Here is a 16430-nt window from a genome sequence, read left to right as displayed (position 1 = left end):
TGCTCAACGCGCCGGTTCCAGCTCCACCGCCTGTACGACGTTGCGGCCCTGCGCCTTGGCGCGGTAGAGCGCCTGGTCGGCGCGCCGCAGGACCTCGGCGGCGCTGACGTCGGCGGCCGAGGACTCCGCGATGCCGAAGCTGGCCGTCAACGTCCAGGCCTGCCCTTCCCAGGCGAAGGCGTGTCCGGCCAGCAGCGCGCGCATGCGCTCCGCCACCAGCGCGGCGCCCGCGATGCCGGTGTGGGGCAGCAGCACGCAGAACTCCTCGCCGCCCAGGCGCGCGAGGCGGTCGACCTCGCGCAGGCAGGGCCGCAGCACCCGCACCAGTGCCTTCAAGGCCGCGTCGCCGGCCGCATGCCCCAGCGTGTCGTTGAGCTGCTTGAAGCGGTCCATGTCCAGCAGCACCAGCGCGTAGCCGTGGCCGCGCATCTGGCGCGAGTGCTCGGCATCGACCGCCTCGGACAGCGCGCGCCGATTCAGCGCGTCGGTCAGCGGGTCGCGCTCGGTGAGGCGGCGGATCTCCAGCACCAGCTTCATCAGCAGCAGGAAGGCGATCCAGCCGTTGATCAGCAGCGCCAGCACCAGCGACGCCCACAACCAGGCGATGTTGAAGTCGGAAGCGACATCGATGTCCGCGGTGCGGCCCGGCGCGAGCAGCGCCTCCACCGGCCGCGCCAGCAGCAGCAGGCCGACCGCCATCAGCGGCGCGGCCAGCGCCAGCGCCGCGCGCGGAGCCAGGCCGCGCGCGCGCAGCAGGCGCCAGGCATCGACCGCCGCCAGCATCGCCAGCGCCGCCATCGCGCCGTAGATCAGCAGCTTGTGCCCGAGCGTGTCCGGCCCGCCGGTGAAGCGCGCGACGACGATGCCCACGGCGATCGTCGCGCCGCCGACCGAGCGCCAGGGCGCGGGCCGCTCGCCCACCACCGGCACCGCCAGCCGGATCAGCGCGAAGGCGATCAGCGACAGCAGGTCCGACCACCAGTAATGCTGCGGCGACACCAGCCCGAGCGCCTCGTGGAGCAGGAACGAAGCGCCCAGCGCCGCGTTGGCGCCCGACAGGCAGGCACAGGCGCCGGGCGATTCGCGCAGGCCGGCGGCGATCATCAGCCAGACCACCGCGGCGATGCCGAACAGCACCACCAGTGCGGCGATCAGCGAGACCGGATCGGCGGCGGGCAGCATCAGGCGGGCTCCATCGTCGGGGGACTCACGCGAACTCCGCTTCGCCGGCGGCGCGCAGGACGCGGTTGCGGCCACGCGCCTTCGCGGCATACATCGCCGCGTCGGCCCGCGACAGCGCACCCTGGCCATGGGTGTCGCCGGCGCGCATGGTGGCGACGCCGAAGCTCGCGCTGATCGGCCAGAGCTTGTCGCCCCAGGCCAGCGGGTGTTTCTGCAGCAGCTCGCGCAGGCGCTCCGCGACCAGCATCGCGCCGTCGAGCTCGGTGTCGGGCAGCAGCACGGCGAACTCCTCGCCGCCGAGCCGGCCGAAGCAGTCGGTGTCGCGCAGCGTCGCGCCCAGGACGGCGGCCAGGTGCTGCAGCGCGGCGTCGCCGCCGGCATGCCCCAGTTCGTCGTTGATGCGCTTGAAGTGGTCCACGTCCAGCACCATCACCGCGTTGGCGCAGCCGCGCTCGGTCAGCGCCTGCAGGCGCGCGAGATGGTCCTCGATCGCGCGCCGGTTCAGCAGGCCGGTCAAGGCGTCGCGCCGCGTCAGGTGGCGCACGCGCGCGATCAGGCGCTGCATCACCAGCGCGATCAGGCCGGTGGCGATGGTCAGGTCGACGACCAGCCGCAGCATCGCCAGCGGCGCGTTGGCGCCCAGCCCGGTGAGGCCCAGTCCGGCCGACGTCCAGCCCAGCAGCCCGCCCGCGCGCCAGAGGCAGCCGCCGGCCAGCACGAGGTAGGGCGTCACGACGATGGCGGTCAAGCCGGCGCGGAAGCCGGCGCCGAGGGCGACGTCCCAGGCGGCCATCAGCGCGAGCACGCCGCCAGCGATGTTGGAGACGGCACGCGCCGAGGCCAGGTCCGGATCGCCCGCGGTGAGGGCGGTCGCCACCAGGCCCAGCACCACGATCGCGAGGATGTCCGGGGCCCCGTAGCGCACCCGCATCAGCCCGCGCACGCCGGCGGCGAGCAGTCCCGCCGCGATCACGTCCAGCGGCAGCGCGACCAGGCGCTCCATCGCGGCCGGCAAGGCGGGCCACCAGGCCAGCGCGCACACGCCGTGATAGGCGGAGAGCCGACGCGCCGCGCGCGGCGCGATGCGCAGCACCTCGCCCAGCGCGAGCCAGACGATGCACGCGACGGTATCGATGACGGCGATGACCATCAGCAGCGTGGCGGCGTCGAGCGGCGGCATGCGGGTCATCTTCGCAGGGCGATGCGCGGCGCACCATCGCGCCGTCGTCACCGGCCCCGGCTTCCTCTCCCAGGGACGAAGCGCCCCACGGCGCCCCGCGTGGAACGGGGCAATCGGCGTGCGGGCCGCGCCCGGTCAGGGTGACCGACGGGCGCTCGCCGGTGTTCCGCGGCGCTCAGCGGCGCTCGACCAGCACCGGCGTCAGCGACATCGCGGTGCGCACCCGGTCGGCGGCGGCGCGCGCGTCCTCGCGGCTCGCGAAGGGGCCGGCCTGCAGGCGGTGCAGGTTGCGGTCCTTGAAGATCGTCAGCATCGGTGCGATCTCCTCCATGCCGCGGGTGAACTGCTCGCGCAGCTGCTCCGCGCCTTCGAGCCGCGAGAAGGCGCCGAACTGCAGCCAGAAGCCCTGCGCCGCCGCGGCGATCTTGAGCGCGGGTACCGGCGCCTGCGGATCGGCCGCGGCGATGGCGCCGGCGGTGGCGACCGCCATGGCCTCGGCCTTGGACTGGCCGGACGGCGGCAGGTCGCTGCCGGGCGGCAGCGCGGTGATGGGGATCGGCGTCAGGCTGGCATCCGGCCTGGCGTCCGGATTGGCGGACGGCGTCGTGCCCGTTGCCGTGCCCGTGCCCGTGCCCGTCGCCGCGCCGGTCGACGTTCCCGGCTTGTCGGCGCGCGCCACCGCCGGAACCACCGGCACCGGCAGCGGCACCTGCGCCGGCACGGTCACCGGCGCGGCCGGCGGACGCAGCTGCGCGGTCGTCGTCGGATCGGGCGCGCCGCTGGGCGTCGCGGCGGCATAGACCGGCGTGTCGGGCGCGACCTTGGGATCGGGCGACAGCGTGTCGCGGTCGCGGGTCCAGGCGCCGGTGCGGATGTCCTCGTAGGTGATGCGCTCGATCTCGACCGGCGCCACGCCGTTCAGCACGCCCAGCTTGAGCGCGGCGGTGTAGCTCAGGTCGATGATCCGGCCCTTGTGGAACGGTCCGCGGTCATTGATGCGGACGATGACCTCGCGGCCATTCTTGGGGTTGCGCACGCGCGCGTAGCTCGGGATCGGGATGGTCGCGTGGGCGGCGGTCATCGCGTACATGTTGTAGATCTCGCCGCTGGACGTCGGCCGGCCGTGGAACTTGCGGCCGTACCAGGACGCCAGGCCCTTCTGGACCAGCGGCTTGTCGTCGGCGATCGGCTCGTAGCGCTCGCCCAGCACCTCGTAGGGCTTGTTGGGGCCGCCCTTGCGGATGGATTCCAGCCGCGGCACCGCGTCGGGCACCTTCTGCAGGTCGGGCGGGACGACGGCGTCGGGGCCGTCGCGGTCGGGCCAGGAGGAGGGCTTGGGGCCGCCCGGGGCGGGGCGGCTGGGGGTGGGACCGCGGCTGGCGCAGGCGGCCAGGATCAGGGCACACGTCAGGACGGCCAGGCGCTGGCCGGCGGGGCGGGCTTCAAACATGGCCGCAACCCTAGCAATGCCGCGTGGATTTGCCAAGGTTATGCTCCGCGCTCCCCTCCTTCCTTGCACGATCGTTGCGATCGTTACCTCCGCACGCCATGAGCACTTATGTCTTCCCCCCAGCGCCGCAGGCCGCCGTGGCCGTGCGCGGCAGCGATGCGCGCTATGCCGTGAGCCGCATCTTCTGCGTCGGTCGCAACTACGCGGCGCATGCCCGCGAGATGGGCAGCGATCCGGACCGCGAGCCGCCGTTCTACTTCACCAAGCCGGCCAGCGCGCTGGCGCCGTCGGGCGGCACCATCCCCTACGCGCCCGGCACGAAGAACCTGCATTACGAGATGGAACTGGTCGTGGCGATCGGCAAGCCGGTCTTCAAGGCCACGCCCGAGCAGGCCGCCGACGCGGTCTGGGGTTACGCCGCCGGCCTGGACATGACGCGCCGCGACCTGCAGAACGAGGCCAAGGCCATCGGCCGGCCCTGGGACCTGGGCAAGGGCTTCGAGCATTCGGCCGTCATCACTCCGCTGGTGCCGCGTTCGGAGCTGGGCGAGCTGTCCCAGGGCGCGATCACGCTGGCGGTGAACGGCGTCGAGAAGCAGCGCGGTGACCTGTCCGACATGATCTGGAGCATTCCGGAGCTGGTGGCCAACCTGTCGCAGTTCTATCACCTGGCGCCGGGCGACCTGATCTACACCGGCACGCCCGAAGGCGTCGGCCCGGTGAAGCCGGGCGACGTGATCACCGGCGTCATCGAGGGCTTCGGCGAGCTGTCGATCACCATCGGCGACGCCGAGTAATCCAGAGGCAGCCGGGACCGCGACGATGTTCGACCACAACGAGACCCTGGACGAGGCCCGCGCGCGCAACATCCGCGACGCGCTGTTCGAGGACATCGGCATCAGCGACTGGACCGCGCGGCTGGTGCCGTCGGGCCGGCGCGTGCAGGCCCATGTGCGGGTGCGCGAGGCGGCGGTGCTGTGCGGCCGCGACTGGTTCGAGGGCGTGTTCCTGGCGCTGGACGGCTCGTCGCGGATCGAGTGGCTGTACGACGAGGGTGCCGACATGGCGCCCGACACCCTCGTCTGCCGCATCGAGGCCGAGAGCCGCTCGCTGCTCTCGGCCGAGCGGCCGGCGCTGAACTTCCTGCAGCTGCTGTCAGGCACCGCGACGGCGACGCGCGCCCATGCCCGCGCCATCGAGGGCGCCAGTCCGAACCCGCGCGGCTGCGCGGTGCTGGACACGCGCAAGACCCTGCCCGGGCTGCGCCTGGCGCAGAAGTACGCGGTGCGCGTGGGCGGCGGCGCGAACCAGCGCCTGGCGCTGTACGACGGCATCCTGATCAAGGAAAACCACATCGCCGCGGCCGGCGGCGTGACGCAGGCGCTGCGGCAGGCGCAGGCGCTGAACGCCGGCGTGTCCATCCAGGTGGAGGTCGAGACCCTGGAGCAGCTGCGCGAGGCGCTGGCCGCCGGCGCGGTCAGCGTGCTGCTGGACAACTTCAGCGAGCCGATGATGCGCGAGGCGGTGGCCATCGCCGGCGGCCGGGCGCTGCTGGAGGTGTCGGGCGGCGTGGCCATCGACCAGCTGCGCTGGATCGCGGCCACCGGCGTCGACCGCATCTCGGTCGGGCGCCTCACCAAGGACGCCAAGGCGGTGGACTACTCGATGCGGGTCGAGGGCTGAGGCCAGGCACCGGGACGGTGCCTCGCACACCAAGCTTGTGCGCAACGGCGGCACGCGTGTGTCGTCCTGGCTTGCATACAAGACAGATGCGCCAGTGAGGCACGCGTGGCGGCCGCTGGCACGGAAGCTGCAATGCCCTGGGCATGGGCATCACCGCCACCGACATCAGCCAACGGATCATCGACGCCGTGCTCGCGCAGAAGCTGGCGCCGGGCACGCGGCTCGGCGAGCAGCCGCTGGCGCTGCTCTTCGACTGCAGCCGCACCATCGTCCGCGAGGCGCTGACGCGCCTGGCCGCGCGGGGCATCGTCACCGTCAGCGCGCGGCGCGGCTGGTACCTGATCGCGCCCTCGCGCGAGGAGGCCCGTGAAGCCTTCGAGGCGCGCCGAGTCATCGAGCTCGGCCTGCTGCGGGGCCGCCGCGCCCTGGACAAGCCGGCGCTGACGCGGCTGAAGAAACACCTGGCGCAGGAGAAGGCCGCGCTGCGCGGCGACGACGTCGGCGCGCGCAGCTTCCTGCTCGGCGACTTCCATGTCTGCCTGGCCGAGTGCCTGGGCAACAGCCTGCTCGCCGACACGCTGCGCGACTACACCGCGCGCACCACGCTGATCGCGATGCTCTACCAGTCGTCGCACGAGGCGGCGCAGTCCTGCCAGGAGCATGTCGCGATCGTCGCGGCGCTCGAGCGGGGCGACGCCGCGGGCGCCGAAGCGCTGATGGCCGCCCACCTGGCCAGCGTGCAGTCGGGCCTGCAGCTCGACACGCAGACCGACGACCCGCTGCATCAGCTGCGGCAGGCGCTGACGCCGCTCGCGTCGCCGGCCGCCACCGCCGCATCCGCCGCTCCCTCGACCTCCCGCCGCCCGCGCGCCGCGCGCCGCGACGGGTCCGACTCCGCCGATCCCGCCCCCGCCTACCTAGGAGCCTTGTTATGAGCCACGCCGTCCGTTCCTCCGTCCACGCGCTGCCGCGCCGCCTGCTGCTGGCCGCGGGCCTGGGCCTGCTCGCGCTGGGCGCCCAGGCGCAGACCGCGCTGGACACGATCACCAAGGCCAAGACCATCAAGATCGCCATTCCGACCGACTACCCGCCCTATGGCTTCGTCGGTCCCGACATGAAGCCGCAAGGCCTGGACGTCGCGATGGCCGAGTTGATCGCCGCCAAGCTCGGCGTGAAGGTCGAGCTGGTGCCGGTGACCAGCGCCAACCGCATTCCCTACCTGCAGACGAAGAAGGCCGACCTGGTCATCTCCACGCTCGGCAAGAACCCGGAGCGCGAGAAGGTCATCGCCTTCAGCTCGGCCTACGCGCCTTTCTACCAGGCGGTCTTCGCGCCCAAGAGCCTGGCGATCAAGAGCTTCGCCGACCTCGCCGGCAAGAGCGTCGCGGTCACGCGCGGCGCGATGGAGGACCAGGAGCTGGCCAAGGTCGCGCCGTCGACGCTGGAGTTCAAGCGCTTCGAGGACAACAACGCGACCATCGCCGCGTTCGCCGCCGGGCAGACGCAGGTGCTGGCCACCAGCGCCGCGGTCGCCGGCAACCTGATGCAGCGCCAGCCCGGCCTGAATGTCGAATACAAGCTGCTGCTCAAGGACAGCCCCTGCTTCATCGGCGTCGCCAAGGGCGAGGACGCGCTGCTGGCCAAGGTCAACGCGATCATCGCGGCGGCCAAGCAGGCGGGCGAACTCGAGGCCCTGTCCAAGAAGTGGCTGGGCCGCGGCGCTGGCGAGCTGCCGCTCTGAGCGGACGCGGATCGCCGCCGTGCCTGACGTGAGACCGACCGCGCCATTCGCTGGTCCCTCCGGGAGCCGCCCATGATCGAGTTCGACTTCGGCGCCGTCCTCGCCGAATGGCCGCTGCTGCTGCGCGGCCTGGCGTGGACCGTGGGCCTGACCGTGATCGCGGTGCCGCTGGGTCTGGCGATCGCGACGCTGGGCGCCTGGACGCGCGCCTGCGGCCCGGCCTGGGCGAGGCGCCTGGTCGGCGTCTATGTCGAGCTGCTGCGCAACACGCCGTTCATCGTGCAGCTGTTCTTCGTGTTCTTCGGCCTGCCGTCGCTGGGCGTGAAGCTGTCGCCGACCAGCGCCTCGCTGATCGCGATGACGCTGAACCTGGGCGCCTACGGCACCGAGATCCTGCGCGCCGGCATCCAGGCCGCGCCCAAGGGCCAGTGGGAAGCGGCGCAGAGCCTGGCGCTCGGGCCGACGCAGGTCTTCACGCGCGTGATCCTGCCGCCGGCGTTCAAGCGGGTGTGGCCGGCGATGACGAGCCAGATCGTGATCGTGATGCTGGGCTCGGCGGTGTGCGGGCAGATCTCCACCGAGGAGCTCAGCTACGCCGCCAACCTGATCCAGAGCCGCAACTTCCGCGCGTTCGAGGCCTTCATCGTCGCGACGCTGATCTACCTGGCGCTGTCCGTGCTGGTGCGGCGCCTGCTGCTGTGGGCCGGGCCGCGGTGGTTCTTCGGCGGCGCACCGGCGCCGACACGGCCGGCGCTGTGGCGACGCCTGGCCGGCACCGGCACGGGGAGCCGTCCATGATCGAGTTCACCCTCTGGGACATCCTGCGCAACCTGGCGCTCGCGCTGCGCTGGACGGTGGCGCTGTCGCTGATCGCCTTCATCGGCGGTGGCCTGGTCGGCGGCACCCTGCTGTGCCTGCGCATCGGCCTGGGCCGCAAGACGCAGCGCCTGATCGGCGCCTACGTCGCGCTGTTCCAGGGCACGCCGCTGCTGATGCAGCTGTTCCTCGCCTACTTCGGGCTGGCGCTGCTGGGCATCGAGGTGTCGGCGTGGACGGCGGCGTCGCTGGCGCTGACGCTCTACACGAGCGCCTACCTGGTCGAGATCTGGCGCGGCTGCGTCGAGGCCGTGCCGCGCGGCCAGTGGGAGGCCGCGCGCAGCCTGGCCATGAGCTTCGGCGAGCAGCTGCGGCACGTGATCCTGCCGCAGGCCGCGCGCCTGGCGATCGCGCCGACGGTCGGGTTCCTGGTGCAGGTGATCAAGGGGACCGCGCTGGCCTCGGTGATCGGCTTCGTCGAGCTGACCAAGGCGGGCGGCATGATCGCCAACGCGAGCTTCAAGCCCTTCCTGGTCTTCGGCTGCGTGGCGCTGTTCTATTTCGCGCTGTGCTTCCCCGTGAGCCTGGCTGCCCAACATCTGGAGAGGAAGCAACATGGCCGTGCTGCCTGAGACCGTGAGCGCCGATACCGCCAACGCCGCCGACGTCGCGACCGCCGCTTCCACGCCCGTGCCGGGCGTGCCCATCGTGCGCATCACCGCGCTGCGCAAGTCCTACGGGACCAACGAGGTGCTCAAGGGCATCGACCTGGACGTGATGCGCGGCGAGGTGATCGCGCTGATCGGCAAGAGCGGCTCGGGCAAGAGCACGCTGCTGCGTTGCATCAACGGCCTGGAGCAGTTCCAGGACGGCTCCCTGCGCGTGGCCGACAAGCCGCTGCTGCACGACAGCGCGATGGCGATGCGCGCGCTGCGGCAGCAGGTGGGCATGATCTTCCAGGGCTTCAACCTGTTCCCGCACCTGAGCGTGGGGCGCAACGTGATGCTGGCGCCGACGCTGGTGAAGAAGCGCTCCGACCAGGACGCCGCCGAGCAGGCGCGGACGCTGCTGGCGCGGGTGGGGCTGGCGGAGAAGTTCGACGCGATGCCGGACCAGCTGTCCGGCGGTCAGCAGCAGCGCGTGGCGATCGCGCGGGCGCTGGCGATGGAGCCGCAGGTGCTGCTGTGCGATGAGATCACCTCGGCGCTGGACCCCGAGCTGGTGGGCGAGGTGCTGCGGGTGGTGGAGTCGCTGGCCGAGGAGGGCATGACCCTGCTGATGGTCACGCACGAGATGAGCTTCGCGCGCAAGGTGGCGGACCGGGTGATCTTCATGCACCAGGGCCGCGTGCACGAGATCGGACCGCCGGCCGAGATCTTCGGCGCGCCGAGGACGCCGGAGCTGAGGCAGTTCCTGAAGTCGCTGGATGAGTGAGTCGCTCGGGAGGGGGCCGTCGAAAGGGGCGTGTCCATCGGCATGAGGGCGCGCGCGGCCTAGACTCCTCGGCCTACGTCACCAGGAGCCTCGCCATGCCCGACCGCCGCTCGATCCTTCGATCCCCCTTGGCATTGACCGCCGGCATGCTGGCGGTTTCGTTCATGGCGCCGTTGCAGGCGCAGGCGGTGGCGCCGAGTGGCGCGTCCGCGGTGCGCGAGGCCGAGATCGCCTTCGCCGCGACCATGGCCAAACGCGACTTCAAGGCATTCGCCGAATTCGTCGCGGAGGACGCGATCTTCATCAACGGCAGCAAGCCGCTGCGCGGCCGGGCAGCCGTGCTCGCGGAATGGAAGCGCTTCTTCGATGGCGCCGAGGCGCCGTTCTCATGGGCGCCCGATCTCGTCGAGGCGCTGCCGGACGGCACGCTCGCCTATTCGACCGGACCGGTGCATGCGAAGGGCAAGCTGGTCGCGCGCTTCGCATCGACCTGGCGACTCGATCCCGATGGCCGCTGGCGCGTCGTCTTCGACAACGGCAGCGACGTCTGCGACTGCAAGCGCTGACGGGCCGCTGCCACCTCAGGGTGCCTGAAGCGCCTCAAGAAGCGCGCGTCGAAATGCCTTGAAGCTTGAAGACCTGCATTCGTCAATGAGGATGCGCCGGCCGAGGCGTCGCGCGGTATCGATCTTCGGCAGACCTTCCTTGAAGTAGCCGTGATTCTGGAGAACTCGCTCAAAAGCCTCCCAAGTGCCGCCAAGGATTGCATCCGGATCTCTGAAGCCCTGGCGCTGGGGAACATTCGGTGAGACGCGAGGGAATTCTGCGCGGACGGCATCCCAGTCTCCAAAGTACCAAGCTTCCAGTTCCTCGATGGCAATGCGATTCACCACCTGCCAGGAAGGGTCGCGTCCCGCTTGGCCTTGCACACGAAGTCCTGCGCGGCTGGCCATTCTGTCCAAGCTTCGCTTCAAGCTCCGGCAATCCTCGTCGTCGCAGTCGACCAGGACAAAGAGCCGCCAGTCTTCCGGTAGCCACTGCGAGTAGCCCCTCAGGCGTGCTTCAAGCTTGGCGAGCAGGTCGGACTTCCCCTGGAACGCGTGAATCTCGAAGGTGGTCGTGGCAGGCAGGATGCGGGGCAGAAGCGACTGAAGGAACGCTTCCATCGATGGCTCCTCGACCAAGAGCGCGATGTGGCTCGTGGGCATTCGTTCAGCGCCCTCGCATCAAGGGGCGAGTTGGGGCACCCTGGTTCGTCAGCGGATCTCCGATACCAAGTTGCCCCTCCATCCAGAGATGTCCAAGGAGCGCTCCTTGTTCCATGAATTGCGGAATGCCCGGAAGATCCGACGCTCGCTGCACCTGCGTGTAGCCATGATCATCACGCCACAGTACCCGTACTTCATTGGCTCGCAGGACGTTGAGGAAGAAGGGCGAGTGGGTCGTGACCAGGAGTTGCGTCGAGTTCACCGCAGTGCGGCACTCCTCCGCCAGTTCAGGCAAGAGGCGAGGGTGGAGATAGTTCTCAGGCTCCTCGATGCCGATGAACGGCGGCGGCGCTGGATCATGAAGGAGCAGCAGATACGCCAGCATCTTGAGCGTTCCGTCTGATGCGAAACGGGCCAGGACCGGATGACTGAAGGGGGCGTCCTTGATCTGCAGCAGCAAACGACCGTCAGGCATCGTTTCCGCGAGCACTCGTTCAATTCGAGGCACTCGCTGGCGCAGTATCTCGAAGACTCTCTCAAGCCTTGCGGGATGAAGTTCGCCGAGGAACTGAATGACGTTGGCGAGGTTGTCGCCGGTACGAGTGAGTCGCTCTTGGGGTCCAGCCTCGGGTTGGCCCCTGGCGCTGTCGGCCGAGAGATACGAGACATACCAACCGGTGATGAACTCTCGCAGCGCTGCCACGCGAGGATGTTCCGCGAATTGCCCCAGCGCATTCACAGCGAGCAGATCCGGCGACTTCAGAGGGGTCTCAACGCGCCGGTCTTGTTCGTCAGGCTGTTCGCCGCTGGTTGCTCGCCCTTGCCCCATCCGATAGTCCAGGAACCTGAACGGCTGACCATGGCTACCGCGCTTCCATCGAAGCCACTCTTCCACCACCACTGGCCCACCGCCTTCTTCGTCCACGGCGAGGTGATACGTGATCAGTGGGAAATTCGGTTCGCGATACTTGATCTCAATGACGATCGGGCCGTCCGCGCCCCGTGTCTTCAACTCTCTAGCGCGGCCGCGCTTATCCCAGGCCCTTCGTAGGCCAAGCTCAAAACACTCGGCAAGGAATGCGAAGACGTCGAAGACCGTGGATTTGCCGCTGCCGTTAGGCCCAAGCAGTACGGTGAATGGAGTAAGGTCCTTGAACTCGACGTCCCGAAGTGCCCTGAAGTTCTGAACCTTCAAGTATTCAATGCGCGCCGGAGCGCGGGGACGGAGCCGAGTCCCGGCTGAGGAACGGGTGGCGGGCATCTCGTGATCTTTGCAGGCTTTGTCTGGCTCCGACGCCAGAAATCAAAGCGGCAAGTCTAGAGCCATCGGTCCCACTTGCAATGGGGAATCGGCGTGGCGGACTCCCACCGGGTGCCACCGCGAGATTGAGGTGTCACCTCACGCGAACCAGTCCTCGTCCGGCAACTGCTCGAAGACGCGCTTGAGGCCGCCGCCCCAGCCCTGGCTCACCTTCATGAAGTAGGGATCCTCCCGCGTGATGCGGTGGGGCTGCGCGGGCGCGAAGCTGTCGGTCTTGTAGAGCAGCATGTCGATCGGCAGGCCCACCGACAAATTGCTGCGGATCGTCGAGTCGAACGAGATCAGCGCGCACTTGGTGGCCTCGGCCAGCGAGCTGTCGAAATCGATCACGCGGTCGATGATGGGCTTGCCGTACTTGGATTCGCCGATCTGCAGGTAGGGCGTGTCTTCCGTGGCCTCGATGAAGTTGCCCTGCGGATAGACATGGAAGATCCGCGGCGGCTCGCCCCGGATCTGGCCGCCGACGATGAAGTTGGCGCCGAAGTCCACGCCCTGGTTGAGCTGGCCGGGACCATCGCTGTCGCGCGCGACCACTTCCTTGAGGGTCTTGCCCACCAGCTCCGCGACGTCGTACATCGAGGTCAGGTTCATCAGGTGCGCGCCCTGGCCGACCGCGCGCTGGCGCAGCAGGCTCACCACGCTCTGCGTCGTCGCCAGGTTGCCGGCGTTGAGCAGCGTGATCAGGCGTTCGCCAGGCTGCTCGAACACATTCATCTTGCGGAAGGTGGCGATGTGATCCACGCCCGCGTTGGTGCGGGAATCCGACGCGAACAGCAGGCCGGCACGCAGCCGCATGGCAACACAGTAAGTCATGGGGCGCGAGCGTAGCCGATCAATCCGCGCTTGTGGGCGAGGCGCCCTTCGTCATTGCTGGTCGGTCGTGCCGGGCTTCACGAGCACTTCGGCCCGCATGGTTTCGAGCCCGCCGCCTGTTCGTACGCCGCGCACGGGACAGGCGTCCAGATAGTCCGCGCCGATCGCCAGCTTCACGTAGCGACCATCGGCCAGGCACTGGTTGCTGATGTCGTAACCCAGCCAGCCGCCCGCCATGCCGTGCGATGCGTCATGACCGTCCGTCGCCGCCGTCGCCGTCGTTGCGGCGTCGGGCAGCCGCACCTCGGCCCAGGCATGGCTGGCCACGTGCTCGAAGTCGGTGGCCAGGTAACCCGACACATATCGCGCCGGCAGCCCCAGCAGCCGCGCGCAGCAGACGAAGACCTGCGCGTGGTCCTGGCAGACGCCGTGACCGGTGGCGAAGGCCTGCGCCGCCGGCGTGGCCGCATCGGTGTAGCCCCGCACGTAGGGCATGCGTTCGCCCAGCGCCGCCATCAGCGCCAGCAGCGCGCCGTGGGCATCGGCGGTCGTGGCGTCGGCGAAGCTCGCGGCGAACTGCCGCAGCGGCTCGTCCGCGCGCGTCAGCGGGCTGTCGCGCAGGAACAGCGGCGCGGGCAGCTCATCCTCGGGATCGGGCGTGGGGGGCGCATCGCTGGTGTCGACCTCGCCGACCGCGCGCAGGACGATGTCGCGCCGCGGACCGTCCAGGCTCAACACATGCATGGTGTTGCCGAACGCGTCCTTGCAGGCGCTCGCCGGTGCCGGCAGTTCCAGATGCCAGTGCAGCACGCGCAGGCCACGGCCCGCGCGCGGCGTGAGGCGCAGGTACTGCGTGCTGCGCGCCACCGGCGCGTCGTAGTCGTAGACCGTCTCGTGCGAGATGTGCAGGTGCATGCCTTGTCTCCGGGGGGCGTCCGCCGCGTCGGAACGACGCGGTCGGCGCCGAGGTCATTGCGCTTCGAAGTAGGCCTGCTGGATGTCCAGGCTCAGGCGGGCCGAGTCTTCCAGGAAGCCCGTCAGCCACGGATGCAGGCCCTGCTCGAGGATCTCGTCCACCGCACCGTACTCCAGCCGCAGCGCGAGCCGGCTGGCGCTCTGCTTGGCGGTGCGGCCGGCGTCCTCGGCGCCGCCGCGGGCCTCGATCTGCGGCAGGATGGACCGGATCTCGTCGCAGCAGGCGCGCAGCGAGCGCGGCACGTCCGGGCGCAGGATCAGCAGCTCCGTCACGCGGCGGCCGTTGAGGCTGTCGCGGTAGGCCGCGTGATACGCCTCGAAGGCCGAGAGCGAGCGCAGCAGCGCGTTCCACGCGTAGAAGTCGGGCGCGCTCTCGCTGGGCGCGTCGACCGGCGCCAGCGTGTCCACCGCCGGCGCGATCAGCTGGGACTTCACGTCCAGCAAGCGCGCGGTGTTGTCGGCGCGCTCGACGAAGGTGCCGAGCCGGATGAAGCAGTAGGCGTCGTTGCGCTGCAGCGTGCCGTAGGTGGCGCCGCGGAAGAGGTGCGAGCGTTCCTTCACCCAGTCGAAGAAGGACGATGGCTCGGCGAAGCCCTTGCGCGCGAGTCCTCGCGCTTCCAGCCAGCTGGTGTTGATGGCTTCCCACATCTCGGCGGTGATCTGGCCGCGCACCGCATGCGCGTTCTCCCGCGCCTGACGGATGCAGGACAGCACCGACGCCGGGTTGTCCAGGTCCAGCCCCATGAAGCGGAACAGCTGCTCGGCGCTCAGGCCGGGATGGCGCGCCTGGTAGGCCTCCAGCGTGCCGGTCACCGCGAGCGGCGCGGCCAGCTCCGTCGCGGCGCCGCGCGACTGCGGCAGCAACGACAGCGAATGCGTCACGTCGAGCATGCGCACGAGGTTCTCGGCGCGCTCCAGGTAGCGGCTCATCCAGTAGAGCTGGGCGGCGGTGCGGCTCAACATGTCGAGCCTCCTGCCGGGCCGCGCTCCAGGGATGCTGGCGCCGCGTCGACGGCCAGCGAAGGAAGTGGGCGTGCGCGCATCATGTTCTCTCCAGGATCCAGGTGTCTTTCGTCCCGCCGCCCTGCGACGAATTGACGACCAGCGAGCCAGCCTTCAGCGCGACGCGCGTCAGGCCGCCGGCCACCATGTTGACCTCGCGGCCCGAGAGCACGAAGGGCCGCAGGTCGATGTGGCGGGGCGCGATGCCGCGCTCGACGAAGGTCGGGCAGCTTGACAGGCACAGCGTCGGCTGCGCGATGTAGTTGGCCGGGTTGGCCTTGACCCGCTCCTTGAAGTCGGCGACCTCGGCCGCCGTCGACGCCGGCCCGACCAGCATCCCGTAGCCGCCGGCGCCGTGGACCTCCTTCACCACCAGGTCCGCCATGTGGTTCAGCACATGGTCGAGGTCCTCGGGCTTGCGGCATTGCCAGGTCGGCACGTTGTGCAGGATGGGCTCCTCGCCGAGGTAGAACCGGATCATGTCCGGCACGTAGGGATAGATGGACTTGTCGTCCGCGACGCCGGTCCCGATCGCGTTGGCCAGCACCACGTGGCCCTGCTTGTAGACCGACAGCAGCCCCGGCACGCCCAGCATCGAATCCGCGCGGAAGGCCAGCGGGTCGAGGAAGGCGTCGTCGATGCGGCGATAGATCACGTCCACGCGCTTGGGGCCGACCGTGGTGCGCATGAACACGAAGCCGTCCTTGACGAACAGGTCCTGGCCCTCGACCAGCTCGACGCCCATCTGCTGCGCGAGGAAGGCATGCTCGAAGTAGGCCGAGTTGAACGGTCCCGGCGTCAGCACGACGACGGTCGGGTTGTCCGCCGGGCTGGCCTGGCGCAGCGTGTTGAGCAGCAGCGCCGGATAGTGCGCGACCGGCGCGATCGCGTACTTGGCGAACAGCTCGGGGAAGAGCCGCATCATCATCTTGCGGTTCTCCAGCATGTAGCTGACGCCGGAGGGGACGCGCAGGTTGTCCTCGAGCACGTAATAACCGCCGTCGGCGTGTCGGATCAGGTCGACGCCGGTGATGTGGGCGTAGACGCCCAGCGGCAGGTCCAGCCCCTGCATCGCCGGCTGATACTGCGCATTCGCGAAGACCTGCTCGGCTGGGATCAGCCCGGCCTTCACGATCTCATGCTCGTGATAGATGTCCCACAGGAAGCGGTTGAGCGCGGTGACGCGCTGGCGCAGGCCGCGTTCGAGCATCCGCCATTCGTCGGCCGGGACGATCCGGGGGACGGTGTCGAAGGGGATGAGGCGCTCCGCGCCGGCCTCGTCGCCATAGACGGCGAAGGTGATGCCCACCTTGTGGAACAGCAGGTCGGCCTCGGCCCGCTTCTTCGCGAGCGCCTCCGGCGTCTGTGCGTGCAGCCAGTCCGCGAAGGCCTGGTAGCTGGGCCGGATCGCGCCGCTTTGCAGCAGCATCTCGTCGTAATGGCCGGCGGCCGGCAAAGTCAGCGCATGCATGGGGTCTCCAGGGACGGACCGCCTCCGGGCGGCGGCCCGGCGGGGCAGGTTGCAAGGCCCGTGCCCAGCCCGACGCCCTGGTGGGGCCGGCACGGGCCCGAGCTTGACCGGTTTTGGTGCGCCTGCAAAGCCTGCCCCGTGACGGTGCCTCGGC

General features: G+C 69.9%; 17 protein-coding genes. 8 read left to right on the top strand and 9 right to left on the bottom strand.

The window, feature by feature from the left end; genetic code table 11:
• Nucleotides 1-3: 3 nt before the first annotated feature.
• From FHT38_RS21970 to FHT38_RS21960, 3 genes are all read right to left on the bottom strand, one after another.
• Nucleotides 4-1182 (bottom strand): diguanylate cyclase, encoded by a 1179-nt coding sequence (locus tag FHT38_RS21970; protein WP_183493218.1) that lies wholly within the window; start codon nt 1180-1182, stop codon nt 4-6.
• A 25-nt stretch (nt 1183-1207) separates the two neighbouring features.
• Nucleotides 1208-2362 (bottom strand): diguanylate cyclase, encoded by a 1155-nt coding sequence (locus FHT38_RS21965; protein WP_183493217.1) that lies wholly within the window; start codon nt 2360-2362, stop codon nt 1208-1210.
• Between the two features lie 175 nt (nt 2363-2537).
• Nucleotides 2538-3812, bottom strand: a complete 1275-nt coding sequence (locus tag FHT38_RS21960; RefSeq protein WP_183493216.1) for a septal ring lytic transglycosylase RlpA family protein — start codon at nt 3810-3812, stop codon at nt 2538-2540.
• A 98-nt stretch (nt 3813-3910) separates the two neighbouring features.
• On the opposite strand from FHT38_RS21960, the gene FHT38_RS21955 reads away from it, so the two are divergent.
• The 8 genes from FHT38_RS21955 to FHT38_RS21920 all read left to right on the top strand — a co-directional run bounded on the left by FHT38_RS21955 (nt 3911) and on the right by FHT38_RS21920 (nt 10052).
• Complete coding sequence (locus tag FHT38_RS21955) at nt 3911-4609, top strand: fumarylacetoacetate hydrolase family protein (protein WP_091729217.1); 699 nt, start codon at nt 3911-3913, stop codon at nt 4607-4609.
• A gap of 25 nt (nt 4610-4634) precedes the next feature.
• Nucleotides 4635-5495 (top strand): carboxylating nicotinate-nucleotide diphosphorylase, encoded by an 861-nt coding sequence (nadC, locus tag FHT38_RS21950; RefSeq protein WP_183493215.1) that lies wholly within the window; start codon nt 4635-4637, stop codon nt 5493-5495.
• Between the two features lie 143 nt (nt 5496-5638).
• A complete protein-coding gene (locus tag FHT38_RS21945; protein ID WP_183493214.1) occupies nt 5639-6430 on the top strand; it encodes a GntR family transcriptional regulator in 792 nt (263 codons plus the stop codon).
• A complete protein-coding gene (locus tag FHT38_RS21940; RefSeq protein ID WP_183493213.1) occupies nt 6427-7236 on the top strand; it encodes a transporter substrate-binding domain-containing protein in 810 nt (269 codons plus the stop codon). Before FHT38_RS21945 ends, FHT38_RS21940 begins: the two co-directional genes overlap by 4 nt.
• Nucleotides 7237-7308: 72 nt before the next feature.
• Entirely contained in the window at nt 7309-8034 is a 726-nt protein-coding gene (locus FHT38_RS21935; protein WP_091729201.1) for an amino acid ABC transporter permease, read from the top strand.
• Entirely contained in the window at nt 8031-8684 is a 654-nt protein-coding gene (locus tag FHT38_RS21930; protein WP_091729197.1) for an amino acid ABC transporter permease, read from the top strand. The genes FHT38_RS21935 and FHT38_RS21930 overlap by 4 nt, the downstream gene beginning before the upstream one ends.
• Entirely contained in the window at nt 8668-9486 is an 819-nt protein-coding gene (locus tag FHT38_RS21925) for an amino acid ABC transporter ATP-binding protein (protein WP_221213872.1), read from the top strand. Before FHT38_RS21930 ends, FHT38_RS21925 begins: the two co-directional genes overlap by 17 nt.
• A gap of 95 nt (nt 9487-9581) precedes the next feature.
• A complete protein-coding gene (locus tag FHT38_RS21920; protein WP_091729191.1) occupies nt 9582-10052 on the top strand; it encodes a DUF4440 domain-containing protein in 471 nt (156 codons plus the stop codon).
• 15 nt (nt 10053-10067) lie between these two features.
• Here the strand turns inward: FHT38_RS21920 and FHT38_RS21915 are convergent, their stop codons facing one another.
• The 6 genes from FHT38_RS21915 to FHT38_RS21890 form a co-directional block, all read right to left on the bottom strand.
• Nucleotides 10068-10694 (bottom strand): DUF4276 family protein, encoded by a 627-nt coding sequence (locus FHT38_RS21915; RefSeq protein ID WP_183493212.1) that lies wholly within the window; start codon nt 10692-10694, stop codon nt 10068-10070.
• A 4-nt stretch (nt 10695-10698) separates the two neighbouring features.
• Nucleotides 10699-11889, bottom strand: a complete 1191-nt coding sequence (locus FHT38_RS21910; protein ID WP_255488885.1) for an AAA family ATPase — start codon at nt 11887-11889, stop codon at nt 10699-10701.
• A 204-nt stretch (nt 11890-12093) separates the two neighbouring features.
• A complete protein-coding gene (locus tag FHT38_RS21905) occupies nt 12094-12828 on the bottom strand; it encodes a proteasome-type protease (RefSeq protein WP_183493211.1) in 735 nt (244 codons plus the stop codon).
• A 51-nt stretch (nt 12829-12879) separates the two neighbouring features.
• Complete coding sequence (locus tag FHT38_RS21900; protein ID WP_183493210.1) at nt 12880-13743, bottom strand: transglutaminase family protein; 864 nt, start codon at nt 13741-13743, stop codon at nt 12880-12882.
• Between the two features lie 54 nt (nt 13744-13797).
• A complete protein-coding gene (locus FHT38_RS21895; protein ID WP_183493209.1) occupies nt 13798-14766 on the bottom strand; it encodes an alpha-E domain-containing protein in 969 nt (322 codons plus the stop codon).
• 79 nt (nt 14767-14845) lie between these two features.
• Nucleotides 14846-16276 (bottom strand): circularly permuted type 2 ATP-grasp protein, encoded by a 1431-nt coding sequence (locus FHT38_RS21890; RefSeq protein ID WP_091731745.1) that lies wholly within the window; start codon nt 16274-16276, stop codon nt 14846-14848.
• Between the last annotated feature and the right edge of the window lie 154 nt (nt 16277-16430).

It is taken from the genome of Mitsuaria sp. BK041, assembly GCF_014193085.1.
Lineage (GTDB): Bacteria > Pseudomonadota > Gammaproteobacteria > Burkholderiales > Burkholderiaceae_C > Roseateles.
This window is presented reverse-complemented; position numbering and strand designations above follow the sequence as displayed.